Source organism: Rhodococcus aetherivorans (genome assembly GCF_025722975.1).
GTDB classification, from domain to species: domain Bacteria; phylum Actinomycetota; class Actinomycetes; order Mycobacteriales; family Mycobacteriaceae; genus Rhodococcus; species Rhodococcus aetherivorans.
Genome location: NZ_CP106982.1, coordinates 5,806,010 through 5,830,918, shown reverse-complemented (window position 1 = coordinate 5,830,918; position 24,909 = coordinate 5,806,010). Strand labels below are relative to the sequence as shown.

Genomic DNA, 24,909 nt, shown 5'->3' with positions numbered 1-24,909 from the left:
TCACTCCTGAGGGTCGAAGGTGAGTACTGCCTTGACGACGTCGCCCGCCCGGACGGCGGCGAGCGCCTCGTCGAATCGTTCGAACGGGAAGGTGCGGATCAGTTTCTCCACCGGGAACGAGCCCTGCTGCCACAGGCGGACGAGTTCGGGGAGGAACACGTGCGGGTCGGCGTCCCCCTCGATCACCCCGGTGAGAGTGCGCCCGTTGAGCAGATGCGTCTGGTCGACGGTGACCGGATTCCGGCCGGCGCGCAGTCCCAGCGTGGCACAGGTGCCGGGGATCGTGAGCGAGGCCAGTGCCTGCCGGATCACCGCTTCGGTACCGACGGCTTCGACGGCGTGATCGACGCCCCCACCGGTGATCTCGCGGATCCGCCGGCCGGGGTCGGTGTGCTCGTCGGGGTTCAGTGTCTCCGTCGCACCGAGTTCGCGGGCGAGCGCGTGCCGCCGCGGGTTCGGGTCGACGCCGACGACGGTGCCGCACCCGGCGATCCGGGCGGCCATGACGGCGGCCATGCCGACCGCGCCGAGACCGAACACGGCGATCGACGAGCCGGGTTCGGGCCGCAGGACCCGCAGCACCGCTCCGGCGCCGGTCTGCAACCCGCAGCCCAGCGGTCCGGCCGGGACGAGCGGAACGTCGTCCGGCAGGCGCACGGCGTTGCGTTCGGTGGCAATCGCGAGGGATGCGAACGACGACTGTCCGAACCAGTTCCCGTGCAGGGGCGCCCCCGACGCGTCGCGCAGGGTGGTCGAGCCGTCCGCGCGACGGCCGCCGTAGTTGAGCGGGGCGAAGCGGGTGCAGTAGGCCGGCCGGCCGCGCGCGCAGTTGCGGCACGTGCGGCACGAGTCGAATCCGAGCACCACCGGGTCGCCGACGTCGAGATCGGTGACGTCGGGGCCGATCTCGACGACGGTGCCCGCACCCTCGTGTCCGAGGACGGCCGGCAGCGGGATCGGGACCCCGCCGGCGGCGGCGGTGAGATCGGTGTGGCAGATGCCGACGCCACCGATCCGGACGAGGACCTCGTCGGGCCGCAGCGGCGGCAACTCGATCGGCTCCGCCCGCGGCGTCGTCCCGTAGTCGCGCAGTACCGCCGCGGTGGCCGTGTGCATCACGAGTTCGTCTCCCGCGGGGCGCTGTTGCCGAGGAGGGTGACCAGCATCAGTTGCTGCACCCGGCTCTCGTTGGACGGGGTGGGTTCGAAGTGCATCAGCCGGCCTATGTCGAGCACGAGGTTCAGCGCGGCATGGACCAGGAATCGACACTCGACCGCGGACAGGCCCGGCCGGACGTCGGCGAGCAGACGGGCCCATTCCTCGACGTTGAGCCGCTGGATGTTGCGCAGGTCGGTGCGGTGGGCGGCGGGCAGGCTGCCGATCTCCGTGAAGTACACCGACATCAGCTCGCTCTGGGCGAAGGACAACCGGACGTACACGTCGGTGAGGGCGCGCAGCGCCTCGGCCGGAGACGTGGAGTCGGCCAGCGCGGTGTTCACGGCGACGGAGAGCCGGTCCGCGGCGCGGTGGAAGGCCGCGGCGAGCAGGTCGGACTTGCTCGCGAAGTGCCGGTAGACCCCGGAGGCGTTGATGCCGGCCGCGGCGCCGATCTCCTCGATGCTCACGTCGTGGTACCCGCGGGCGTGGAACAGCAGGATCGCCTCGTGCAGCAGCACCTCGCGTTTGTTGGCGACGGCGAGGCCGGGGGTCCGGACGGCCGCGGCGCGCGACGGGCCGGCCGCCTCGAGCCGGACCGCGGCCACCGACCGGCACGCGTCCAGCAGCAACCGCTCGATCCGGCGGTTGGACAGCGGCGCCCGATGGGCGGTGATGCTGCCGACGACGCTGAGCATGGCGGCGCTGAGCAACACGTTGTCCGGCTCCGGCAGGTCCGGGCGCAGGGCGGCCAGGGCGGCGCCGACACGGCGGTTGACGCCCCAGATCACGCTGCGGACCTCGCTGCGGTCCTCGGCCGTCAGGTAGCGGTTCTCCCACCGGTAGAGCCCGGCGGTGCGACGGCACTCGACGGTGGTGCGGATCGCGGCGAGCAGCAGCCGGTCGAGCCACTCGGCGGGGTCGTCCACCGCGTCCTCGTCCGCCTCGGCGACGGCCGTGCCGAGCGTCGTGCCCAGGCTCAGCGCGGCGTCCCGGAACAGCGCGTACTTGTTGGGGAAGTGCCGATAGAGGGCGGGGCCGGAAATGCCGACCGCGGCGGCGATCTCGTCGATCCCGACGCCGTGGTAACCGCGTTCGCTGAACGCTTCCGCCGCGACCGCGGCGATCTGTGCCTTGCGGTTCTTCGGCCGCCGTCGCGGAGCCGGTGCCGCCTCGGTCGACGTGCCGGCGGTCGACCGTGTCCGCGTCCCCCGCGAACCGGTCCGGGTCTGCTCCGCCACCGTACCTCCATCCATGCCGGGCGTGGTCCCGGCAGCCTATCGCAAACGTTAGCGCCCAGCACCATATCTGCGGCGGTGAATTCCCTCGGGCCGCTCCGTGGAAAGGCCTGCGGAGAGCCCTTGACAAACAAGGCCGCACACCGCGAAAGTTAACGGGAATTCTTGAAGTCATCGCGGTACCGGCGCTGCGCCGGACGTGTCCGTCCCCTGCGCTCGCGGCGCAGGTCCAGGATCCGAGGAGGTCCAGTGAGAACCCGATTCACCGAGGCATTCGGGGTCGAGCACCCCATCGTCCAGGGCGGGATGATGTGGGTCGGTCGCGCCGAGCTCGTCGCCGCCGTGGCCGAATCCGGCGCCCTGGGATTCCTGACCGCGCTCACCCAGCCGACGCCCGAGGACCTCGTGAAGGAGATCGCCCGGACCCGCGAGCTCACCGACAAGCCCTTCGGCGTCAATCTGACGATCCTGCCGTCGATCACCCCGCCGCCGTACGCCGAGTACCGGCAGGCCATCATCGAGTCGGGCATCAAGATCGTCGAGACCGCCGGCTCCAACCCGGTCGACCATCTGCCCCACCTGAAGGACGCCGGCGTCAAGGTCGTCCACAAGTGCACGAGCGTGCGGCACGCGCTCAAGGCGGAGCGGGTCGGCGTCGACGCCGTCAGCATCGACGGGTTCGAGTGCGCCGGTCATCCCGGCGAGGACGACGTGCCCGGCCTCGTCCTGATCCCCGCGGCCACCCGGCAACTGCAGATCCCGGTGATCGCCTCGGGCGGCATCGCCGACGCGCGCGGTCTCGTCGCGGCGCTCGCCCTGGGCGCGGACGGGATCAACATGGGGACCCGGTTCATGTGCACCGTCGAGTCGCCCGTCGCACACGCGGTCAAGGAACAGATCGTCGCCAACACCGAACGCGACACCAGGCTCATCTTCCGCACCCTCCACAACACCGCCCGCGTGGCGGCGAACTCGATCAGCGCGGAGGTCGTCGAGATCGAATCGCGCGGAGCCGAGTTCGGCGACATTGCGCACCTCGTCGCCGGGGCGCGTGGCCGAAAGGTGTTCGAGGACGGCGATCTCGAGGCGGGCATCTGGACGGCCGGGCAGAGCCAGGGCCTGATCGACGACATCCCGACCGTGGCCGAACTCGTCGACCGCATGGTGACCGAGGCGGAGTCGATCATCGAGGACCGGCTCCGCGGATTCGTCGGACAGGGGGTCCGGGCATGAGTACGCCGACCGTCGAGGGGCTGCGGTCGGAACTCGCCGACGGCATCCTGCGTCTGACCATCGACCGGCCGAAGCGGATGAACGCCGTGGACCTGCCGACCATGCGGGCGCTCGGCGCCGCGCTGGACGAGGCCGGCGCCGATCCCCGGGTTCGCACCGTCGTCCTCACCGGCGAGGGGAGCGCGTTCTGTACCGGAGCCGATATCGCTGCGGCGGCGACGAACCCGGCCGACCCGTCCGAGGTCATGGACGCCGCGAACGCGGTGATCCGATCCATCGCGACGGTTCCGGTGCCGGTGATCGCCGCCGTCAACGGCCCGGCCGCGGGGGTGGGTGTGTCGATGGCTGTCGCGGCGGACCTCACCTACGCCACGGAGAGCGCCTACTTCCTGCTGTCGTTCGTGAACATGGGGCTGATGCCCGACGGCGGCGCGAGCCTGCTCGTTCCTGCCGCGGTCGGACGTGCGCGGGCCGCGGAGATGGCGTTGCTCGGCGAGCGGGTCTCGGCCGCGGACGCCGACCGGTTCGGCCTCGTCGCGCGCACGCTGCCCGACGCGGAGTTCGCCGCGCACGTCGACGCCGTGGCGGCCCGGACGGCGACCACGCCGCGGCGCGCCGTCGCGCTGACCAAGCGGGCCCTCGCCGCCGCGACGCTCGGCCGGCTCGACGACGCGCTGGCACGGGAGAAGAGCGGCCAGACGGAGCTGCTCGCCTCGGCGGACTTCGCCGAGGCGGCCATGGCCATGCTCGAGAAGCGCCCACCCCGATTCTCCTGACGATCGCTCGCATACTTCCAGGCCCGGCTGCCCGGGCCGCCGAGGGGCGGGTCTGCACCGATGATCTCTGTTATACCCCTGGGCAGCAGTAACATTCATGCCGGAGAGCGGTCCCGTGCTGCGTGCACCCGCCCCTGCATCGACGGTCAGATCGAATGAGAATTTCGATTAACAAAGTGGTGGCCGAATGTGGCCGATGCCTGTAATGTGCCTCACATCGAGAACCGGGATCGCGTCCCGTCGGCACCCCCGTCACGCCCCGAGAGGAACCCTCATGGTCACCCCGTCAGCCCTCGCCGAGACCCAGCGCCTGCGCCGCAACAACTGGAACAACCACGTCGCTCGGCACGCTCTGATGATCCCGGACCGCACTGCGCTGCGGTTCCAGGGCCGGTCGATCACGTGGGCGGAGTTGCACGAGCGGGTCGAGCGGCTCGCCGACGCCCTCGCGCGGCGCGGCGTCGGTTTCGGCGACCGGGTCGTCGTCCTCATGCTCAACCGCCCCGAGTATCTCGAGACCGTGCTCGCCGCCAACGCCCTCGGTGCGATCGCCGTCCCGGTCAACTTCCGCCTCACCGCACCCGAGGTGGCATTCCTGCTGCGGGACAGCGGATCCAAGGCGATCGTCGTGGAAGCGCCGCTCGCTCCGCTGGCCGCCGCGGCCCGTGCGGAGAGCGAAGGCCTGGAACTGTCCGTCACCGTCGGCGGCATCCCCGAGGGCGACGGCCTCGCCTACGAGGATCTGATCGCCGAGGCGGGCGACCCCCACCCGGCGGTCGACGTCCCGGACGACACCCCGGCCCTGATCATGTATACCTCCGGCACCACGGGCCGGCCCAAGGGCGCGGTGCTCTCCCACAGCAACATGTCCGCGCAGGCGCTCACGTGCATCCGCGCGTTCCACCTGTTCGACGAGTCCGGCGTCGGGTTCTGCGCCTCCCCGATGTTCCACATCGCCGCGCTCGGCGCGATGGCGCCCAACCTGATGCTGGGCGTTACCACCGTGATCCATCCGGTCGGGGCGTTCGACCCGAACGACCTGCTCGACGTCCTCGAGGCCGAGCAGGTCACCAACCTGTTCCTCGTGCCGGTGCAGTGGCAGGCGGTGTGCGCCGCCCAGCAGGCGAATCCGCGGAAGCTGGCCCTGACCAACATTTCCTGGGGCGCGGCGCCGTCGTCCGACACCATCCTGCGCGCCATGGCCGAGACGTTCCCCGACGCGTCGAACGTCGCGGTGTTCGGCCAGACCGAGATGTCGCCCATCACCTGCGTGCTGGACGGCGCGGACGCGCTGCGCAAGCTCGGTTCCGTCGGCCGCGTCATCCCGACGATCCAGGCGCGCGTCGTCGACGACGAGATGAACGACGTGGCGCCCGGTCAGGTCGGCGAGATCGTCTACCGCGGGCCCACCATGATGAGCGAGTACTGGAACAACCCGGCTGCGACGGCGGATGCGTTCCACGGCGGCTGGTTCCACTCCGGCGACCTCGTGCGCGTCGACGCGGAGGGATTCGTCTACGTCGTCGACCGCAAGAAGGACATGATCATCTCCGGGGGTGAGAACATCTACTGCGCCGAGGTCGAGAACGTGCTGTTCTCGCATCCGAAGATCCTCGAGGCGGCCGTGATCGGGCGTCCGGACGCGAAGTGGGGCGAGGTGCCGGTCGCGGTGATCGCGTTGCGGCCCGGCCACGACGATCTCACGCTCGACGAGTTGCAGCCGTTCTTCGACGCGCAGCTCGCGCGCTACAAGCATCCGAAGGAGGTCGTGATCGTCGAGGCCCTGCCGCGCAACGCCAGCGGCAAGGTCGTCAAGCACCAGCTGCGCGGCGGCCTGTCGGCGGTCGTGCAGGGCTGAAGACCGCAGGGGCCGAAGGGGTTCCATCGGGGGACGGGGGACGCCGCGATGACGCGTACGGGAGTGTGGGAGTGACGTTCGAGCTGCCCAAGGCGAGGGGGCCGGTGCACGACCTGGCGATCCAGGTGGGTGCGCTGGTGGGGTTCTCGGTGGAGACCCTCGCCACGACCGTGCGCGTCGTCGTCGGCCGTCGCCTCTCGCTCCGCGAGACGATCACGCAGTCGCTGTTCATCGCCAAGGTGTGCAGCGGTCCGGCCCTGCTGCTGATGCTGCCCGTGGGGGTGCTCATCGCGGTCTCCGTCGGATCCCTGGCGGGCCAGCTCGGAGCCGGCGCCTACTCCGGCGCGATCGTCGCCTTCGTCGTGGTCGGACAGGCGGCCGCACTCGTGTGCGCCCTCATGCTGGCCGGCGTGGGCGGCTCCGCGATCTGCGCCGATCTCGGCGCACGCACCATCCGCGAGGAGATCGAGGCGATGGAGGTGATGGGGCTGAACGTCATCGAGCGCCTCGTCGTGCCGCGGCTGCTCGCCGCGGTCCTGGTGTCGGTGATGCTCTGCGCGCTCGTCACGCTCGTCGGGGTGGGCGCCTGCTATCTGTACGAGATCTACCTCAACGATGCCTCCGGCGGCGGATTCCTCCGCACCCTGGGCGAATACGGCCGGTTGTCGGATTTCGCGACGGCGATGGTCAAGTCGGCGTTCTTCGGGATCACCTCCGCCCTCATCGCCGCGTTCAAGGGCCTGCACGCCAAGGGCGGTCCCAGCGGCGTGGCCGACGCCGTCAACGAGGCGGTCGTGCTGGCATTCGTCATGGTGTTCGTCGTCAACACCGTTCTGTCCCAGATGTACACCGTGATGGTGCCGGCCGTGGGGACGTACTGATGCTCTCCTGTTCGGCGGTGACACAGGCCCGGGCCGTCCATCGGTCGCTGACCGGGGTCGTGGGCGCGTTCGCCACGGTGGGCCGGCACGTGGTGTTCGCGGTCGAGGCGATCGCCGGTGTCCCCACGGCGCTGCGCCGCTACTTCAAGCACGTGATGTACCACGTGGGGGAGGTCAGCTTCGGCTACGCCTCCCTGCTCGCCGGGGGCGGCACCATCGGCATCGTGTTCGCGATGTCCGCCGTCGCCGCGATGATGGTCGGAGTCGAAACCCAGCGGGGTCTCGAACTGATCGGGATGACCTCGCTGTCGGGCATGCTCTCCGCTCTGGCCAACACCCGCGAACTGGCGCCGGTGGTCGCGTCCATAGCCCTGGCCGCGAAGGTGGGTACCGGCTTCACCGCGCAGCTCGGCGCCATGCGGATCTCCGACGAGATCGACGCCCTCGACGCCATGGCCGTGAAGTCGGTGCCCTTCCTGGCCAGCACCCGGCTCATCGCCACGGCCGTGTGCGTGGTCCCGATCTACATGGTGGGCCTGCTGTCCGCGTTCGTCGCGACGCGCCTCGTGGTCGTCACCTTCCAGGGCAACTCGGCCGGCACCTACGACTACTACTTCCACCTCGCGCTCTCCCCGGCCGACCTGTGGTACTCGCTGACCAAGGCCGTCGTGTTCGCGGTGATCGTCGGCATCGTGCACTGCTCGTACGGCTACCACGCCACGGGCGGCCCGGAGGGCGTCGGCCGGGCCGCCGGGCGCGCACTGCGCACCAGCATCCTGGCCATCGGCATCACCGACGTGGTCCTGACCTTCGCGTTGTGGGGTCTCGTGCCCACCGTGCCGGGGGTGGGGCTGGCGTGACGACCCAACGCGACCGGACGACTCCGTCCGGCACGGGCATCCCGCCGAACGGCCGGACCCGGTCCGCGGCGCCCCGCCGCAGTCGCCGGCTCGGACTGCGCACCGGCACGCTGGCCGTCGTCGGTGCGCTCGCCGTCGCGGTGCTCACCGTCACCGGCGGACTGCTCGTCGTCTCCGGATCCGGTGGGCTGTCCAGGGATCCGGAGATCACCGCCGTCGTCCCGGCCGGCGCCGGGGTGATCTTCGGCGCCGCGGGTGTGCAGTACCAGGGCGTGCACGTCGGCCGGCTCGCCCACCTGGACGCGGGCGTCACCGGCTCGCGTATCACGATGCAGCTCGACCCGGACGCGATCCGGAACATCCCGGCAGCCGTGCGGGTGCGGATCGTGCCGCGCACCCTGTTCGGTGACGTCTTCCTCGAACTGGTGCCGCCCCACGACCCCGCCGCCGGGCCGCGCCTGCGCGACGGTGCGCAGGTCACCGCGGACACCTCGGCCGAGGCCGTGCAACTGGCCGGCCTGTACTACACCACCACGGAGCTGCTGCAGGAACTGCGCCCGGACCGGCTCGCGGTCGCGCTCGACGCGATGATCCAGGCGCTCGCCGGCCGCGGTGAGACCCTCGGCCGGACCCTCGACCGCACCGCCGCGCTCACCGAGCAGCTCGGTCCCCGGATCGACGCAGGCCTGGCGGCGTCGCCGCAGCTGGCGGCGGTGACCGAGGCCCTGGCCGCAGCGACGGACGACATGATCGGCACGATGCAGAACGCGGCCACGCTCTCCGAGATCGTCCTCGAGCGCCGGGACGGCATCGCGCGGCTGCTGCGCGGCGGCGCCGGCCTGGCCGCCGAGGGCTCCGCGCTGATGTCGGAGAACACCGACCGGATCATCTCGGTCGTCCGCAACGGCGGCCCGGTGCTCGGTACGTTCGCCGCGGACACCACCGGCCTCGACGACACCCTGCGCTACCTCACGACCTTCGGCGACGCCGGCGCGCGGGTCTTCGCCACCGGTCGGTTCGACATCACCGCGGTCGTGGATTTCTCCGATCCGATGCCGTATACCGCGGCGGACTGCCCGCGCTATCCCGGCCTCGACGGCGCGAACTGCGGTGACCCGGTCGACGGCCGGCCGGTCCTCTCGGCCGCAACCGAACGCGACACCCTCGGCTACCTGGAGCAGATCGCGGGCGGTGTGGATCCGTCCGACCCGAAGGCGACGGAGGTGGACCCGTCCACCGCGGCCTCGGTTCTGCTGGCACCCCTGGTCCGCGGCACGGAGGTGGCGGTCTCGTGAACACGCTGCTCCGGCCGGCGCTGCGCCTGGCGGCGTTCTGCACGGTGGGGGTCCTCGCCGCGGTCGTCGTCGGCAACACCCTCGACAGGACCGTCACCGGGCCCACCCGCGACTACGCCGCCGAGTTCACCGACGTCGAGGGGCTGAGCCCCGGCAGCGACGTCACGCTCGCCGGCGTGCGCGTCGGGCGCGTCTCGGACGTGAGGTTCGCCCCCCGGGACGACGGGACCTCGCGGGCAGTGGTGGATTTCGAGATCGACTCGGAATTCGAGCTCACCACCGATGTCACCGCCGACATCAACTACGGCGACATGATCGGCGTCCGGTACGTCGCGCTGACACTGCCGGAGCGCAGCACCGGCACGGTACTGCCGGAGGGCGCGACGATCCCGATCGAGCAGACCGCACCCGCCCTGGATCTCACCGCGCTCGTCAACGGATTCGAGCCGCTGTTCGAGTCGATCGATCCGGCGCAGATCAATGCGCTCGCCACCGCGGTGATCGAGGCGTTCCAGGGGCAGGGCGGCACCCTCGATTCCCTGCTGCTGCACATCGCCGCGGTCAGCAGCGACATCGCCGACCACGAGCAGGTCTTCGACAGTCTGGTCGGCAATCTCGAGACGCTCGTCGCCGTGGCGGACCGGCGCAGCGAGGACATCAGCCGGCTGCTCTCCGGGCTGGCCGTCGTCGGTGACGCACTCGCCGGGGACGGTGAGCAACTCGCCACGCTCGTCGACCGTGGCAGCACCTCGGTGCGTTCGACGGCGGTGCTCATGGCCGGCGCGATGGCGCCCCTCGACCGGTCCGTCACCGATCTGCGGGTGATGACCGACGCCTGGATCCCGCAGACGGAGAACTTCGAGCAGGCGGTGCGCCGGCTGCCGGAACTGGCCGACAGCCTCAACCGCATCAGCGACTACGGCGGCTGGCTGAACCTCTACATGTGCAACTTCACCATCAAGGCAGGCGATTTCGAAACCAACATCTTCGGTTCGACGTACTCGGAGGTGTGCCGATGAGGCGCGCGCAGCAGATTCGCGACGCGCTGCGGGCCGTGTTCGCGGGCCGCCGCGGCCGCGCCGGCAACCCGCTCGTCGTCGGGGCCGTGGGCATCGTCCTCGTCGCCCTGGTGATGACCGTCGCCCTGGCCGCGCCCCGGGCCACGTACCTGCTCCGGACGAACGGCTACACCGCGGAATTCGCCAACGCCGCCGGTCTGCAACCCAACGATCCGGTGTACGTGGCGGGTGTGCCCGCCGGACGGGTGGAGAGCCTCGAGCTCGCGGCGGACCGGGTGATCGTGACGTTCCGCGTCGACGGCGGCCAGCCGCTCGGCGACCGGACGACCGCCGAGGTGCGGCTCAGGACCATCCTCGGGAAGATCTACCTGGCGGTGACGCCCGCCGGTGCCGGAGAACTGCCCGGCGGGCGTATCCCCCTGGCGCGGACCTCCGTTCCGTACAGCCTCGACGACCTCGCGTCCGAGGCGCAGCACGTGGCCCGGGAACTCGACGTGCCCGCCCTCGAGGCGATGATGCACACCCTGGCCGAGGCCGTGCCGTCCGACCCGGGCCGGATCGCCGATGCGCTCGCCGGAGCCACCGCCGCAGCGGAGATGCTGTCCCGCAACGACGCCCGCATCCACTCCCTGCTGCAGGCGTCGAAGTCGCTCACGTCCATCGTGGCGGGCCAGAGCCGGGACGTCGAGCTGCTCGTGCAGAACGCCACGACCGTGGTGTCGATCCTCGAAGCCCGTAAGGAATCCCTCGTGCAACTCGTCGAGGATCTGCGGCTGCTCACCGAGCACACCGCGACGTTCCTGACCGACAACTCCGGCGAAATGGACGCGTTGCTGGGGAACATGCGGTCGGTGACCGACACGCTGAACCGCAACGCCGAGCAGATCGACGTGCTGATGACCCGGCTTCCGCCCGCCCTGCGCGCCGCGGCCGACGCCTCGGGCAACGGCAACTGGGTCGACGTCCACGCCCCGGCCGGGCCGATCCCGGACAACCTGCTGTGTGCCCTCGGAGTGATGGAGGGTTGCCGGTGACCACCGTCGGAACCACGCGGAAGACCCGGCTGCTGCGCGGTATCGGGATCGTCGTCGTCGCGGCGCTGTGTGCTGCCGCTGCCTGGTACGTGTTCGTCGGGACCGACCGCACCCGCACCGTGACCGCCGAGTTCGCGTCCGTCGGAGGCATCTACCCGGGGAGCAAGGTCGCGGTCCTCGGCCTGCCCGTCGGCACCGTCGAAGCCGTGGAACCGGCCGGAACGGTGGTCGAGGTGACGATGCGGATCCCCGACGACATCACGCTGCCGGCCGACGTGTCGGCGTTCGTGATGAACCCGTCGATCATCAGCGACCGGTTCGTGGAACTGAGCCCGGTGTACACCGCCGGACCGCGGTTCGAGGGCGACGATGTCATTCCGCCCGAACGCAGTCACGCGCCGATCAACTGGGACGAACTGCTCGAGAGCGTCGATACGATCGCCGCGGCGCTGGGACCGGAATCCGGGTCGCTCGGATCCACCCTCGACCTCGCCGCCGACGCCACCGCAGGTCTCGGGCCGGAGATCAACCGGGCGTTGCGCGCGCTCGGGGCGGCCGGCTCGGTGCTCGGTGCCCGGTCCGAGGACATCGGTGCCCTCGTCGACGACCTCGGCGTCGCGGTTGCCGCCGTCGACGCCCGGCAGGGCTCCCTGTCCGAGCTCGCCGGGGGGCTGTCCGAACTCGGCGCCGAGATGCAACGACAGAACCTCGACGTCGCCGGGCCGATCGGTCAGCTGACGACCATCCTCGATCGGCTCGACGTCCTGCTCGGCTCCCGCGGCGAGGACATCGCCGCCGTCGTCTCGAACGCCCAGGTCCTCACCGGGCAGCTCGCACAGCACGAGGTCGACTTCGCCGAGTTCATGGACGTGCTGCCGCTGGCGATGCAGAACATCGACAACACGATCGGCGCCGACACCACCGCGCGTATCCGCCTGAACATCTCCACCCAGGTCGGCCAGTTTCCCCGCGCGAGGGAACTCTGCGAGCGCGAGCGCCTTCCCCTGTGCACGGGCGCCGGCTTCACCAACCCGATCACCGTTCCCTTCGACCTGTCCGATCCGTTCCAGGACCTCGTGCCGGAGTCGCTCGACCGGGCGCTGAACGAGGGAGGCGTCCGGTGAGCCGTTGGCGGAGAACAGGATTCGTCGCTGCGCTGACCGCGGTGGCCGTCTCGGTGACCGGCTGCGGACTGGGTCTGCATCAGTTGCCGACGGGACGCAGCGGCGCCGGCGAGACCTACCGCGTGATCGCCGTGTTCGACGGAGCCGATCGGATCGATCCCGGCACCGAGGTGCGGGCAGGTCAGGCTGTGGTCGGCCGGGTCCACGGGATCTCGACGGACGGGCACCGGGCCTTCCTCGAACTGAGTTTGAGTGAATGGGCCGCGCTTCCGTCGAACGTCGGTGTCTCCGTGCGGCTCCCGTCCGCGCTGGGCAACCCGTTCGTCCAGATCGATCTGCCGGAGCAGCCGTCGCCGGAGTTGCTCGCCGACGGCGACGTCATCGACCGGACGGAGATGGGGCCGGAACTCGAGGCCACGTTCGCGATGCTCGGACAGGTGATCAACGGCAGCGGTCTGGACCAGCTGCACACGATCACCACCGAGCTGAACGCCGCCTTCGGCGGCCGGGGGCAGACCGTTCGGGAATTGCTCGAGCGGACGGACCGGACGATGGCGCTGGCCGCCGAGAACGGCGACGACATCTCGCGGGCGCTGCGGGCCACCGACGCGGTGGCCGCGCGGCTGGCGCAGCAGCAACAGCTGATCGACGACGGTCTGGCGAGCAGCGCGGAGGTCGTGGACCTGCTCGCCGCTCAGGAGCAGGACCTCCGGTCGCTGGTCTCGAGCACCTCGTCGGTGCTCACCTCGCTGGACACGGTGCTGGCGGACTCCGGCCGGATCGGCGGAGCGGTCGACGACCTGGACGAAATACTGTCCGGGATAAGGGACTTCAACAACACCGTGGGGTCGGCGCTGACCAACATGAACGCCTTCATGGACGGCTTCGCGCGGTCCGTGCACGGCGACTACCTGTTGTTCGACGGCGCCCTGGACGTGCCGGGAGCGATCGACATGCTGCTCACCGGCGGCGTTCCGGTGACGATGCTCGGCGAGTCGCCGCCGGTCACCGTCCCGGCGGGGCTGCCGGACCTGCTTCGGGGTGGTGTTCGATGAAACGCCCGGTGCTGGTGCAGGTTTCACTGTTCGTTGTGGTAGGCCTGCTGGCCACCGCCTTCGGCGTCCGTTACGTCCTCGGCCCGCAGAGCTTCGGTGGCGGCATCGAGGTGCGAGCGCACCTGGTCGACGCCCGCGGTATCGGCCCCGGAACGACGGTGACCTACCGCGGGGTCGCGGTAGGGGAGATCGAATCGGTGACGATCGACGACGGCGGTCGCGGCTCGACGGCGGTGCTCGTGCTGGATCCGGACACCCGCATCCCGGTGGGCAGCACCGGACGGATCGCCACCGCGACCGCGATCGGCATCCTCACCCTCGACATCGAACCGCAGACCGCCGACGGCCCCTACCTGACGGACGGCGACACCGTCGAGGTCCCGGCGGACGAGCAGGGACTGCGCCTCGATCAGATGCTCGTGCGGATGAGCGCACTGGTCGAGAGCATCGATCCGCAGTCCGTCGCCACGCTCGGCGAGACGTGGGGCACCGCCCTCGCCGGGACCGGAGCGGACCTGCAGTCGATGATCGAGAACGCCGACGCCCTCTCCACGATGGCATCCGAACGGGCGCCGGCCCTGGCGGCACTCCTCGAACAGGGTGTCGATCTGGTGAACACGCTCGCCGAGGACGCCGGCACCTTCCCGGGTGCGATGCGCGCCGTCCGGGACGTCTCCGATCAGCTCGTGGGCAGCCGGGACGCGCTCGTGTACCTGCTGGACCGGTCGCCGGACACGCTGGCGAAGACGGAGGAGCTGTTCGCCGAGACCCGCGACGACTACGGGCTGCTGTTGACGAACCTGGTGACCGTGGGCGACGTGCTCGCCTCGCGGACCCCGGCGCTGGCGGCCGGCCTCGACTCGATCCCTGCGGCACTCGGCGATCTGACCTCGGTGGTCAAGGGCGACCGCGGCGACTTCTCGCTCGTCGCCACGCAGGGTCCGGTCTGCTATTACGACACACAGCGCCGCACGGTCGGCGACGAAAGCCCCCGCACGCCGAACCTGTCGCTCTACTGCCCGCCGGGCGAAGACCTCGCCCAGCGCGGCGCCCGCGTCGCGCCGCGGCCCGACGACCTCGGACTGCAACACCAGAGCACCCCGGGAAGGGTGACCGGGCCGGACATGGCGCAGGACCCGCTGCTCGTCCCGACCGGAGTCGAGGTGCTGCAGTACTGGCAGAAGCTGTTGGAAGGACTGGGAAACTGATGCCGACCACGGACCATACTGTCGACGACACCCCCGCGACCGCGCCGCCGCATCCGCCGGCCCCGCGCTCCCGGGTGCGGCGATGGCTGACGCCCGCACTGATCGTGCTGCTCGCCGCGGCCGCCGGCTTCTGTGGATTCCGGTGGTGGCAGGCCGAGCAGGCCGAGGGCCTGCGCGCCGACGCGCTGGACCGGGCGCGGGAGTACGCGATCGCCCTCGGCACCTACGACTACCAGCATTTCGACGATGCGCTGGCCGCGGTCACCGACGTCTCCACCGGGGAGTTCGCCGAGAAGTACCGCTCGGTGGCGGGGGACCTGCGCGGGCTCGTCGAGAACGGGCACGGTGTGTCCGTCGCGACCGTGTCGCACGCCGCGGTCGAGACACTGGACGCGGATCGCGCGACGGTGCTCGTGTTCCTCGACCAGGACGTGAAGAACGTCGCGGTGCCGGACGGGCGGGTCGACGCGACGCGGTTCCTGATCACCCTCGCTCGGGTGGACGACCGGTGGCTGCTGCAGGGAGCGGATGCGAAATGACGGCGTGCGGGGCGGTGACATGCCGCGGGGCGGTGACATGCCGCGGGGCGGTGACATGCCGCGGGGCGGTGACATGGCGCGGCGCGGTGACATGGCGCGGCGCGGTGACATGGCGGACCTGACCGGACCCGGCGACGGTACGTCGGGACGGATCAGGAGGCTGACACAGGCCGCGCTCAACGCGGACGTGACGATCGCCCGGATCGAGGGCGTGGCCGACGGGATCGGCGTCTCGCTCGCGAACTTCGACCGGGTGCTGGGGCGGTTCGACGAGCAGCTCGGGGACTTCGCCGTGGCGGTGGACCGGCTCGGCGCGTCGATCGACCGGGTGGACCTCACTCTCCGGAAGATCGAACGGATCGTGGACACCGCCGATTGGCTGCTCACCCCGGTGTCGGCGACCCGCCGGCAGCTGACCCGGTTGCCGGCGGAGATACTGCCGGTCCTGCACGGACCGTGGCGCGACGTGTCGGGACTGGCCCGCACGGTGCTCCGAGGGCTGGGCCGTCCGGGCCCGGGCTGAGAAGTCCCGCCCGGGAGAGGAGTCTCCCGGGCGGGTGCCGTCTCGTCAGTACCGGGGCCGGGGGCCCAGGTCGTCGGACAGGTGCGGATGCTCGGAATCCGATCGCACCAGGTAGGCCTTGAAGGCCGCGGTGCCGCCCAGTGCGGCACCGAGCAGTAGCAGTAGCTGGACCACGTTCACGTTCATTTCGGTTCTCCTCTCGACGTGTGGCCCGAGTTGCCGAGGGTCAGTCGGCCGTCGGGTGCTCCTGCTGGTCGTGTTCCGCGAACATGGCCTCGATGCGGGCCTTGATCTCCTCGGTGCTCATGGAGCGACGGGCCGCGGCGACAGCGGAGGTGTGCATCTGTGGTGTTGTTCCTGTCTGTGGTGTCGGAATGGACGGGGCTCGGTCGACCGGGACGATCAGTTCGTCCGGAGGAAGGACACGAGACCCGTGACGGTGGTGGTGGTGCCGATCGCCGTCAGGCCGGTGACCATGAGGGCCGCGGCGCTGACGGAGACGGCGGTGCCGAGTGCGTGCCCGAGGGCGGAGCGCCACCCCGACGTCGATGCGCCGGTGGTGGACGTGAGCACCAACGGGGTGCTCCGGGCGTCCTCGTCGTGTGCTGTGTGGCGGCGCGTTGCCGTGCCTGTCATATTCGGTTTATCCCCCTGCAAACAAATCGTGACTTGGTTCACAAAACCAATGCCGATGTGTTGTACCGCATCACAGCGACCGGCGCCACTCGAACGGATGTCCAACTCGTGCCGCGGCACCGCCGGACCGCCCCGAATTCGCATGTAGGAAGCGAATTCGCCGTCCGGGCGAATAGGGGGGTGTTCCGGCGTCTCTGGTTGAATGGCGATCCGACGCCCCGCACGGAAGGGCGCGGCGAAGAGGTCGAGGAGCGCTCATGCAGAACGGACAGTCCGCGGCTGATCCGGCGACGGTGTTCGCCGCACTGGCCGAGATCGTCTATGGCGGCGCCGAGCCCTCGGAGGCGTACGCGGCGATCTGCGTGGCCGCCACGATGCTGGTTCCCGGCTGCGACCATGCGAGCCTCATGCTGCGGGAAGGCAGGGCGTACGTCACCGTCGGCGCCTCCGACGCCGTCGCGCGGCACGTCGACGACCTCGAGCGCGCCACCGGCGAGGGGCCGTGCCTGGATGCGATCGAGGAGGAGGCCGCCCAGATCGAGCCGGACCTGAGCGTCTCCGAGCAGTGGCCGCACCTGGCTCCCGGCGTCGTGAAGCAGACGCCCGTGCGGGGGGCGATGGGATTCCGGTTGCGGGTCGACGACCGCAAGGTCGGGTCGCTGAACCTGTTCTCCGACACGCCTGGGGCCTTCGACCTCGCGGCCGCCGCGAACGGCACCGTCCTGGCCGCCTTCGCGGCCGTCTGCGTCGCCGCCGTCTCCCGCGGCGAGGACGTCGCCTCGCTCCGCAACGGCATCGAGAGCAATCGGGAGATCGGTAAGGCGATCGGGCTCCTCATGGCGCTGAACAAGATCTCCGACGACGAGGCTTTCGATCTCCTCCGCCGGACGTCGCAGCAGGTCAACGTCAAGGTTGCGGAGCTGGCCCGCACCGTCGTCGACCAGCATCGCCGCGAGATCAAGGGGAGTAGCTGAACCCCGGATCCCACCCCTTGCCATCGGGGTGTGATGCAGGTAACATCAGTAGTGCGAATCGAGCAGACGTCCGAGGACGACAGAGGCTCGTGAAGCAGAGATCCGGCCCGGAGGTTGCGAAAGCGATTCCCGGGCCGAACCCCTGTCCGGGGGTGGTCTCGTCCGAGCGGCGGGTCAGGCGAGCCGCTCGCGGCGCAGCTGCTCGACCTCCGGCAGGTCCAGCGGCGGCAGCGAGTCCACACCGAGCGCGCGGGTCAGCAGCAGGTCCGCCAGCTCGGGATTGCGGGCCAGCACCGGGCCGTGCATGTACGTGCCGACCACCGAGCCCTGGACGACCCCTTCGACGCCGTCGCCAACGCCGTTGCCGACGCCCCGGGTGACCCGGCCCAGTGCGCGGGCGGCGGGGCCGAGAGTCGTTCCGCCGCGGTGGTTCTCGAATCCGGTCAGCGGCAGGCGCAGGCCCTCGACGAGGGGAGTGGTGACCACCTCGCCGATGGCCCGGGTCTGCTGCGGAGCGGTGGTCACGTCGAGCAGGCCGACGCCGTCGACGCGCTCGCCCGCCGACGTCTGGTACCAGTTGCCGAGCACCTGGATCGCCGCGCAGATCGCCAGCACCGGCGCCCCGCGTTCGACCGCCCGTTGCAGGCCCGGATGGCGCTGCAGGTGCCGAGTGGCGAGGCGCTGCGCCGAGTCCTCGGCCCCGCCGAGGGTGTACAGGTCCAGGGACTCGGGCACCGGGTCCGTCAGGTTGATCGACACGACCTCGGCGTCCTGCCCGCGCATCCGCAGGCGCTGCCGCAGGACCAGCGCGTTGCCGCCGTCGCCGTAGGTGCCCATCACGTCGGGCAGCACGAGCCCGATCCGCACGGTGGACTCAGACATGCGCGGCTCCCTTCGCCAGGGCGGTGTTCAGATCCCGGAACGCGGTGTAGTTGGCCAGGACCTCGACCCGTCCCGGCGGGCACGACGCGATGGCCCGGATCGGATCCGCCACCAGCGTGTGCTCGACCCCGGCGTAGGTCAGCCGTACGGCCAGGTCGGTGCCGCGCTCGCCGGACGCCACGACGTGCACGCCCTCGAAGTGCTCGAACCGCACGTCCCACAGCCACGACAGGTCCTCCCCGTCCGGCACCTGCCCGTTGACCGCGATGACGAGACCGTCGACCGTCGGGTCGATCATCGACAGGGCCTCCTGCCACCCGGCCGGGTTCTTCGCGAGCAGCATGTGCACCGAATGCGGACCCACCTGCACGGTCTTGTACCGGCCGGCGACCTCCTCGACGACACCCGCGGCCGCGACGGCCGCGGCCGGATCGGCGCCGAGGGCGACCGCCGCGGCCACCGCCTGAGCGGCGTTACCGCGGTTGGCGCGCCCGGGCAGGGTCAGCGTCATCGGCAGCACCAGACCGTCCGGCCCGTAGAGATTCTCGTCGTCGACCCACCAATCCGGTTCGGGCCGTGCGAAATCCGAGCCCGTACTGTGCCAGCGCCCGTCTTCCCAGAGGATCGGCTCACCGGTGCGGGGGCAGCTGACCGAGTCGCCCGACCAGCCGGCACCGGCCGCCACCCAGACCACGTTCGGGTGGTCGTAGGCGACGGAGGTGACGAGCACGTCGTCGCAGTTGGCGACGACCACCGCGTCCGGGTGGCGTTCGAGGCCCGCACGCAGCTTGCGTTCGATCATGTTGATCTCGCCCACGCGGTCGAGCTGATCGCGGCTGAGGTTGAGCAGCACGATCGCTTCGGGGTCGAGGGCGTCCGCGACGTGCGGGGTGTGCAGCTCGTCGACCTCGATCGCGGCGAGCGGCGCCTCCTGGTGGGCGACCAGCGCGGCGACGATGCCGGCGTCCATGTTCGCCCCGTCGGCCTGCGTGGCGACGGCGTCCATCGTCTCCAGGGCCGCCGCCGTCATCCGGGTGGTGGTGGACTTGCCGTTGGTGCCGGTGACCAGGACGGTGCGACGGCCGCGGCCGAGCTGTTCCATCAGGCGCGGATCGATCTTCAGCGCGACGAGGCCGCCGATCATCGACCCCTTGCCGCGCCCCGCCTTCTGCGACGCCCACGAGGCGGCCTTCGCCGCGCGCAGCGCCAGCCGCCCGCGCCCGGTGATTCGAGTGCTTGTACCCACGTCGCGAGTTTTCCACAGCGGCGCCTCCACCGCCGCGGCGCGGCCGTGTCCACCGCCGCGGCGCGGCCGTGTCCACCGCCGCGGCGCGGCCGTGTCCGCACGGTCACACGCCGCTACGCTGCGGGAATCGCTCACAGCGACCGCGCCGCCGGATGCGCCGCCGCAGGTTGCGTGGTCCCCTGAGGCGGGGAGGTGGTCGCCGTGGCGGAGGCGGATACAACCGGCGGGAACACCGGGACGTACGTCGTGGTGGGCGACACCACCGTCGCGCGCCGGGTCTGCGCCTCGCTCGTCGACCTCGGCTGCGCGGTGCGGCACGCGCCCCGGCCCGACGACGAGGAGCTGCGGGCCCTCCTGGACCGGCCGCCGGTCGCCGGGATCGCGGTGCTCCTGCAGGACGACGTGGTCGCGCTGCGGTATGCGCTCGCCGCGGCGCACCTGCAGCCGGACGCACCGATGGTCGCGACGATCTTCGACCGCACGATCGGCGATCAGCTCGCACGGTTCCTGCCGCAGTGCGACGTGACGTCGCCGGCGGATCTCGCCGTGGCCTCCCTGGCCGGGCCGTGCGTGGCACCCGGCCTGCTGGCCGTGACCTCCACCCGCGAACCGCGCGGCATCCGCGTGGCCGGCGACGTGCTCGACGAGGTGCCCGTCGCGGTACCGCGACGGATGGTGTGGCAGCGGTGGGCCGGGCAGCTCACCGCGGTGCTGCGCACCCACGAGACCGGCACCCGCATCCTGCTGGCCGGGCTGCTCGGCCTGGCGGCGGTGCTGTTCGGCGACTGGGCCTGGCTGACCTTCGGGGAGGGCAAGGGGGCGATCGACGCGTTCCACGAGGCGGTCCGCGTGGTTACGACGGTGGGCCCGGCGGCCGATCCGCACGGCAACGAGGCGTACGCCGCGATCGCGTCGACCGCGATGCTGGCGACGATCGTGTTCACCGCCATGTTCACCGCCGGGGTGGTGGACCGGCTGCTGGGCCCCCGCCTGACCGCGCTGCTCGGCCCCCGGTCGCTGCCCCGCTCCGGGCACGTGATCGTGGTGGGCCTCGGGCAGGTGGGCCTGCGGCTGTGCCGGGAGCTGCGGGACCTCGGCATCCCGGTGGTGGGCGTCGAGCGGGACACCAATGCCCGCAACCTGCGGCTCGTGCGCGACCTGAACATCCCCGCCGTGGTCGGCGACGGCGGCGACCGGCGGCTGCTCGAACGCGTCGGGGTGCATCGCGCGGCGGCGCTCGCCGCGGTCGGCTCCGACGACCGGGACAACGTCGCGGTCTCGCTCGCCGTCCAGGGCGTCGCGCCGGGCCTGCGGCTGGTGTTGCGCGCGGGCGAGCGCGAGGTGCTCGCCGAGACGGGCTCGCTGCTGCCGCTGGGCGTGATCCGCGACGTGACCAGCCTGAGCGCGACGTACGTGCTCGCGCGCCTGCTGGGTCGCGAGCCGCTGGGGGTGGTCGCCGGTGCGGTGCACGTACACCTGCGCTTCCCGGACGGCCGGTTCGAGGAGCTGCCGATCGCGTCGCCGGGTGGATGCCGGCACACGTCGGCTGCAGGCGTGGGGACGAGCCTGCGGTAGCCGTCGGTGGTATGCCGGAGAGAACCGATCTGAGGGAAGGATCATCGAGGTGTTGCTCTCCGTGGGTCACGGACGGCTGGACCGGGCGCAGCTGACCGAGCTGCTGCGATCCGCCGGCGTGGAGTCGCTCGTCGACGTCCGGCGCTTCCCGGGCAGCCGGCGCAACCCGGACCTCGCCGGCGACGCGATGACGGAATGGCTGACCGATGCCGGCATCGGCTATCGGCTCGAGCGGCGGCTCGGGGGCCGGCGACGGCTACCCGCCGGGACGGCGCCCGAGGATTCGTGGTGGCGGGTCGAGCAGTTCGCTGCCTACGCCGCCCACACGCGCACCGAGGAGTTCGCCGACGCGCTCGACGGCCTGCTCGTGGAGTCCGCGCGGCGCCGGACCGCGATGATGTGCAGCGAGAGCGTGTGGTGGCGCTGCCACCGCCGCCTCGTCGCGGACATCGTCGTGTTGCGTTTCGGCCGCGACGTCGAACACCTCATGCACGACGGCCGCCTCGTCGCGCACGAGGCGGCCCCCGGAGCCCGCGTGCGGGCCGACGGCCATGTGGTGTGGGACGGCTCCGGCTAGCTGCCGGATTCGCCGAAGCTGCCGTGCCGCCCGGCGCCGGCGGCGAACCGGGAGGCGCCGTCGAGCGTGTCGTGGGCGAGGGAGACCGTGCCGTGCCGGAACTCGTTGAGCAACGCCTGGTCCTCGTCGAGACCGTGCTGTTCGAGCAGGGAGAGACGATCCCGGCGCAGGCAGGTCTGGGGGAAGGCGGCGATCTCGGCGGCGAGCGTGCGGGCCGCGGCGAGCGCCTGCCCGGCGGGCACGAGCCGGTTGACCAGCCCGATGCGCAGCGCCTCGTCGGCTTCGACGGGACGGCCGGTCAGGACGAGATCCATCGCGCGGCTCTCGCCGATGAGCCGCGGCAACCGCACCGTGCCGCCGTCGATCAGCGGCACGCCCCAGCGGCGGCAGAACACGCCCAGCACCGCCCCCTCCTCGGCGACGCGCAGATCGGCCCACAGCGCCAGCTCGAGCCCGCCCGCGACGGCGTGGCCCGAGATCGCGGCGATGACGGGCTTGGACAGCCGCATCCGCGACACGCCCATCGGCCCGTCACCGTCCGGGGCGACCCGGTTCGCGCGTCCCTCACTGATCGCCTTCAGGTCGGCGCCGGAGCAGAAGGTGCCTCCCTCGCCGTGCAGGACGGCGACCGCCGCCTCGTCGTCGGCGTCGAAGGCGCGGAAGGCGTCGGCGAGCGCCTGCGCCGTCTCCCGGTCGACCGCGTTGCGGACCTCGGGACGGTTGATCCCGATGGTGGTGACGGGCCCGTCGCGGCGGACCCGAACCGGATCGGACGTCATCGTCGTGATCCCCCCGGGGGCGGCGTCAGGCCAGCGCCTTGGCCTTGAGGGCCTGGTATTCGGCCTCGGTGATGGTGCCCGCGTCGAGCAGGGCCTTGGCGTCGGCGATGTGCTCGGCGGGGGACTTGCCGGCGACCTCGCGGATGTAACTGTCCTGGGCCTGCTTGACCTGGGCGTACTCCCGCGCGGAGCGCTCGGCCATGCCCTTGCCGTTGACGATCAGATAGATCAGGGCGGTCAGGAACGGCAGGAAGATCAGGAAGACGATCCAGATCGCCTTGATCCAGCCGGACTGCTGGTGGTTGCGGAACAGGTCCCCGATGATGGAGAAGAGCACCATCAGGTACGCGATGAACGCGAAGCTGACGATGATGAACCAGATGATGTCCCAGAAATCCATGTGACGCTCCCTTTCGTGGGGCACGTGCGGAGACGGATCCGAACCGAGATTCGCCCGGCCGACAAACGGACACGCGGCGGCACTCCTGCGAAAGAGTACCGCCGCGTTCGTCCGAATTCGCGCCGTTTGCCGCGGTGTTCGCGGGACCGGAGGGCTCAGTGGGCCCGGTTCACCGCCGAGACCACCGCGCGCAGCGACGCCGTCGTGATGGACGGCGCGATTCCGACACCCCAGACCAGGGCCGAGACCCCGTCGGGCCGGGTCACGTCCGCCTCGACGTACGCGGCCGCGAGGGCGTCGTCACCGGCCGACATGGCGTGCTCGGCGTAGCCGCGGACCGCCACCTGGTAGCCCAGGGTCTCCAGGGCGTCGACGAAGGCGGCGAGCGGGCCGTTGCCGGACCCGGTGATCTCCTGTTCCTTGCCGTGATACTTCACGACCGCGGTGACGGTGTCGGTGCCGTCGTCGGTCTCGGCCGCGGCGACCTTCTGCCGGATCCGCTCGAGCGGGGTGATCGGGGTCAGGTACTCCTCGTGGAAGATGTCCCACATCTCCTTGGGGCTGACCTCGCCGCCCTCACCGTCGGTGACGCGCTGCACCGCCTGCGAGAACTCGATCTGCAGCCGCCGCGGCAGGTTCAGGCCGTGGTCGTGCTTCATGATGTACGCCACGCCGCCCTTGCCGGACTGCGAGTTCACCCGGATCACGGCCTCGTAGCTGCGGCCGACGTCCTTCGGGTCGATCGGCAGGTACGGAACCGCCCAGGTCAGGTCGTCGACGTCGGTGCCCGCCGCGTCGGCGTCGGCCTTCATCATGTCCATGCCCTTGTTGATGGCGTCCTGGTGGCTGCCCGAGAAGGCCGTGTACACCAGGTCGCCGCCGTAGGGGTGCCGCTCGGGCACGGGCAGCTGGTTGCAGTACTCGACGGTGCGGCGGATCTCGTCGATGTTGGAGAAGTCGATCTGCGGGTCCACGCCGCGGCTGAACATGTTCAGGCCGAGGGTGACCAGGCACACGTTGCCGGTGCGCTCGCCGTTGCCGAACAGGCAGCCCTCGATGCGGTCGGCGCCGGCCTGGTAGCCCAGTTCGGCCGCCGCGACGCCGGTGCCGCGGTCGTTGTGCGGGTGCAGCGACAGGATGATCGAGTCGCGCTTGGCCAGGTTGCGGTGCATCCACTCGATCGAGTCGGCGTACACGTTCGGCGTGGCCATCTCGACCGTCGCCGGCAGGTTGATGATCACGGGGTTCTCGGGGGTCGCGCCCAGGGTGTCGACGACCGCGTCGCACACCTCCTTGGCGTACGACAGTTCCGTGCCGGTGTACGACTCGGGGGAGTACTCCCACCGCCAGTTCGTGTCGGGGTGGTTCTTCGCCTCCTCGAGTACCAGTTCGGCCGCGTCGGTGGCGATCTTCTTGACCGTGTCCTTGTCCGCCTTGAACACCACGCGGCGCTGCAGGATCGACGTCGAGTTGTAGAAGTGGACGATGGCCGTGTGGGCCCCGGCGCACGCCTCGAAGGTGCGCTTGATCAGCTCGGGGCGGGCCTGCGTCAGCACCTGGATGGTGACGTCGTCGGGAATCGCGTTGTCCTCGATGATCTCTCGGACGAAGTCGAAATCGGTCTGGCTCGCCGACGGGAAGCCGACCTCGATCTCCTTGTAGCCCATGCGTACCAGCAGGTCGAACATGCGCCGCTTGCGGGCGGGGCTCATGGGGTCGATGAGCGCCTGGTTGCCGTCACGCAGGTCCACGGCGCACCAGGCGGGGGCCCGGTCGATGACCTTGTCCGGCCAGGTGCGGTCCGGCAGCGTGACCGGCTCGACCTCCTCGGCGAACGGCCGGTACCGGTAGGTCGGCATCGAGGAGTTCTTCTGCGTGTTCCACGCCGGCTGATCGGCGGGGGCGGGCTTGCTCGGCGGCGTGATAGTGCGCGAGCCGGAGGTGAATGCGTCGGCGGGTGACATGACGTAACTCCAAAAAAAGGGGACCGGTGAGCCCGGATGAGGATACGACCGGCGCGACCACACCCCGCGACGGGAAGC

The 24,909-nt window shown here is 70.9% G+C and carries 25 protein-coding genes; 16 read left to right on the top strand and 9 right to left on the bottom strand.

Annotated elements, in window-relative coordinates:
* Together OCS65_RS26750 and OCS65_RS26745 are read right to left on the bottom strand one after the other, a co-directional pair.
* A complete protein-coding gene (locus OCS65_RS26750) occupies positions 1-1,116 on the bottom strand; it encodes an NAD(P)-dependent alcohol dehydrogenase (protein ID WP_043801702.1) in 1,116 nt (371 codons plus the stop codon).
* Entirely contained in the window at positions 1,116-2,396 is a 1,281-nt protein-coding gene (locus tag OCS65_RS26745; protein WP_029547143.1) for a TetR/AcrR family transcriptional regulator, read from the bottom strand. Before OCS65_RS26745 ends, OCS65_RS26750 begins: the two co-directional genes overlap by 1 nt.
* 246 nt (positions 2,397-2,642) lie before the next feature.
* On the opposite strand from OCS65_RS26745, the gene OCS65_RS26740 reads away from it, so the two are divergent.
* The 13 genes from OCS65_RS26740 (at position 2,643) to OCS65_RS26680 (ending at position 15,798) form a co-directional block, all read left to right on the top strand.
* The gene (locus OCS65_RS26740) at positions 2,643-3,626 is read left to right on the top strand and encodes an NAD(P)H-dependent flavin oxidoreductase (protein WP_006947481.1); all 984 of its coding nucleotides are present in this window, start codon (positions 2,643-2,645) and stop codon (positions 3,624-3,626) included.
* Positions 3,623-4,402, top strand: a complete 780-nt coding sequence (locus OCS65_RS26735; RefSeq protein WP_006947482.1) for an enoyl-CoA hydratase — start codon at positions 3,623-3,625, stop codon at positions 4,400-4,402. The genes OCS65_RS26740 and OCS65_RS26735 overlap by 4 nt, the downstream gene beginning before the upstream one ends.
* 274 nt (positions 4,403-4,676) lie before the next feature.
* Entirely contained in the window at positions 4,677-6,260 is a 1,584-nt protein-coding gene (gene fadD5, locus OCS65_RS26730; RefSeq protein WP_006947483.1) for a fatty-acid--CoA ligase FadD5, read from the top strand.
* 71 nt (positions 6,261-6,331) lie between these two features.
* Entirely contained in the window at positions 6,332-7,141 is an 810-nt protein-coding gene (locus tag OCS65_RS26725) for an MlaE family ABC transporter permease (protein WP_029547144.1), read from the top strand.
* Entirely contained in the window at positions 7,141-8,001 is an 861-nt protein-coding gene (locus tag OCS65_RS26720) for an MlaE family ABC transporter permease (protein ID WP_006947487.1), read from the top strand. Before OCS65_RS26725 ends, OCS65_RS26720 begins: the two co-directional genes overlap by 1 nt.
* Entirely contained in the window at positions 7,998-9,296 is a 1,299-nt protein-coding gene (locus tag OCS65_RS26715) for an MCE family protein (RefSeq protein ID WP_174824740.1), read from the top strand. The genes OCS65_RS26720 and OCS65_RS26715 overlap by 4 nt, the downstream gene beginning before the upstream one ends.
* On the top strand, positions 9,293-10,315 hold the full coding sequence (locus OCS65_RS26710) for an MCE family protein (protein WP_043801697.1): 1,023 nt from the start codon (positions 9,293-9,295) through the stop codon (positions 10,313-10,315). The genes OCS65_RS26715 and OCS65_RS26710 overlap by 4 nt, the downstream gene beginning before the upstream one ends.
* On the top strand, positions 10,312-11,349 hold the full coding sequence (locus OCS65_RS26705) for an MCE family protein (protein WP_006947493.1): 1,038 nt from the start codon (positions 10,312-10,314) through the stop codon (positions 11,347-11,349). The genes OCS65_RS26710 and OCS65_RS26705 overlap by 4 nt, the downstream gene beginning before the upstream one ends.
* The gene (locus OCS65_RS26700; protein ID WP_235431149.1) at positions 11,346-12,473 is read left to right on the top strand and encodes an MCE family protein; all 1,128 of its coding nucleotides are present in this window, start codon (positions 11,346-11,348) and stop codon (positions 12,471-12,473) included. Before OCS65_RS26705 ends, OCS65_RS26700 begins: the two co-directional genes overlap by 4 nt.
* Complete coding sequence (locus OCS65_RS26695; protein WP_263508183.1) at positions 12,470-13,528, top strand: MCE family protein; 1,059 nt, start codon at positions 12,470-12,472, stop codon at positions 13,526-13,528. The genes OCS65_RS26700 and OCS65_RS26695 overlap by 4 nt, the downstream gene beginning before the upstream one ends.
* Positions 13,525-14,736: an MlaD family protein gene (locus OCS65_RS26690; RefSeq protein WP_263508181.1), complete on the top strand. Its 1,212-nt coding sequence runs from the start codon at positions 13,525-13,527 to the stop codon at positions 14,734-14,736. Before OCS65_RS26695 ends, OCS65_RS26690 begins: the two co-directional genes overlap by 4 nt.
* Positions 14,736-15,275 (top strand): hypothetical protein, encoded by a 540-nt coding sequence (locus OCS65_RS26685; RefSeq protein ID WP_263508179.1) that lies wholly within the window; start codon positions 14,736-14,738, stop codon positions 15,273-15,275. Before OCS65_RS26690 ends, OCS65_RS26685 begins: the two co-directional genes overlap by 1 nt.
* Positions 15,265-15,798 carry a hypothetical protein gene (locus OCS65_RS26680; protein WP_263508177.1) on the top strand — a complete coding sequence of 178 codons (534 nt, stop codon included), beginning with the start codon at positions 15,265-15,267 and terminating at the stop codon, positions 15,796-15,798. The genes OCS65_RS26685 and OCS65_RS26680 overlap by 11 nt, the downstream gene beginning before the upstream one ends.
* 45 nt (positions 15,799-15,843) lie before the next feature.
* Here the strand turns inward: OCS65_RS26680 and OCS65_RS26675 are convergent, their stop codons facing one another.
* Both OCS65_RS26675 and OCS65_RS26670 read right to left on the bottom strand, forming a co-directional pair.
* A complete protein-coding gene (locus tag OCS65_RS26675) occupies positions 15,844-15,984 on the bottom strand; it encodes a hypothetical protein (RefSeq protein ID WP_263508175.1) in 141 nt (46 codons plus the stop codon).
* Positions 15,985-16,200: 216 nt separating this feature from the next.
* On the bottom strand, positions 16,201-16,434 hold the full coding sequence (locus OCS65_RS26670) for a hypothetical protein (protein WP_029547149.1): 234 nt from the start codon (positions 16,432-16,434) through the stop codon (positions 16,201-16,203).
* A gap of 257 nt (positions 16,435-16,691) precedes the next feature.
* Here OCS65_RS26670 and OCS65_RS26665 point away from each other — a divergent pair, with 257 nt between their 5' ends.
* Positions 16,692-17,408, top strand: coding sequence for a GAF and ANTAR domain-containing protein (locus OCS65_RS26665; protein ID WP_050034479.1), 717 nt, complete (start codon positions 16,692-16,694; stop codon positions 17,406-17,408).
* 174 nt (positions 17,409-17,582) lie between these two features.
* Here the strand turns inward: OCS65_RS26665 and OCS65_RS26660 are convergent, their stop codons facing one another.
* Both OCS65_RS26660 and OCS65_RS26655 read right to left on the bottom strand, forming a co-directional pair.
* Positions 17,583-18,290, bottom strand: a complete 708-nt coding sequence (locus OCS65_RS26660) for a type 1 glutamine amidotransferase (RefSeq protein ID WP_006934533.1) — start codon at positions 18,288-18,290, stop codon at positions 17,583-17,585.
* Positions 18,283-19,536 carry a Mur ligase family protein gene (locus tag OCS65_RS26655; RefSeq protein WP_006934534.1) on the bottom strand — a complete coding sequence of 418 codons (1,254 nt, stop codon included), beginning with the start codon at positions 19,534-19,536 and terminating at the stop codon, positions 18,283-18,285. The genes OCS65_RS26660 and OCS65_RS26655 overlap by 8 nt, the downstream gene beginning before the upstream one ends.
* A gap of 201 nt (positions 19,537-19,737) precedes the next feature.
* Between OCS65_RS26655 and OCS65_RS26650 the strand changes: the two genes are divergently transcribed.
* Positions 19,738-21,111 carry a potassium channel family protein gene (locus OCS65_RS26650; protein WP_006932597.1) on the top strand — a complete coding sequence of 458 codons (1,374 nt, stop codon included), beginning with the start codon at positions 19,738-19,740 and terminating at the stop codon, positions 21,109-21,111.
* A gap of 49 nt (positions 21,112-21,160) precedes the next feature.
* Entirely contained in the window at positions 21,161-21,688 is a 528-nt protein-coding gene (locus OCS65_RS26645; protein WP_006932598.1) for a DUF488 domain-containing protein, read from the top strand.
* Here OCS65_RS26645 and OCS65_RS26640 read toward each other — a convergent pair.
* The 3 genes from OCS65_RS26640 to leuA all read right to left on the bottom strand — a co-directional run bounded on the left by OCS65_RS26640 (position 21,685) and on the right by leuA (position 24,831).
* Positions 21,685-22,467: a crotonase/enoyl-CoA hydratase family protein gene (locus OCS65_RS26640; protein WP_006932599.1), complete on the bottom strand. Its 783-nt coding sequence runs from the start codon at positions 22,465-22,467 to the stop codon at positions 21,685-21,687. The genes OCS65_RS26645 and OCS65_RS26640 overlap by 4 nt on opposite strands.
* 25 nt (positions 22,468-22,492) lie before the next feature.
* Positions 22,493-22,867 (bottom strand): SHOCT domain-containing protein, encoded by a 375-nt coding sequence (locus OCS65_RS26635; RefSeq protein WP_006932600.1) that lies wholly within the window; start codon positions 22,865-22,867, stop codon positions 22,493-22,495.
* A gap of 155 nt (positions 22,868-23,022) precedes the next feature.
* Positions 23,023-24,831 carry a 2-isopropylmalate synthase gene (gene leuA / locus OCS65_RS26630; RefSeq protein ID WP_050034480.1) on the bottom strand — a complete coding sequence of 603 codons (1,809 nt, stop codon included), beginning with the start codon at positions 24,829-24,831 and terminating at the stop codon, positions 23,023-23,025.
* Between the last annotated feature and the right edge of the window lie 78 nt (positions 24,832-24,909).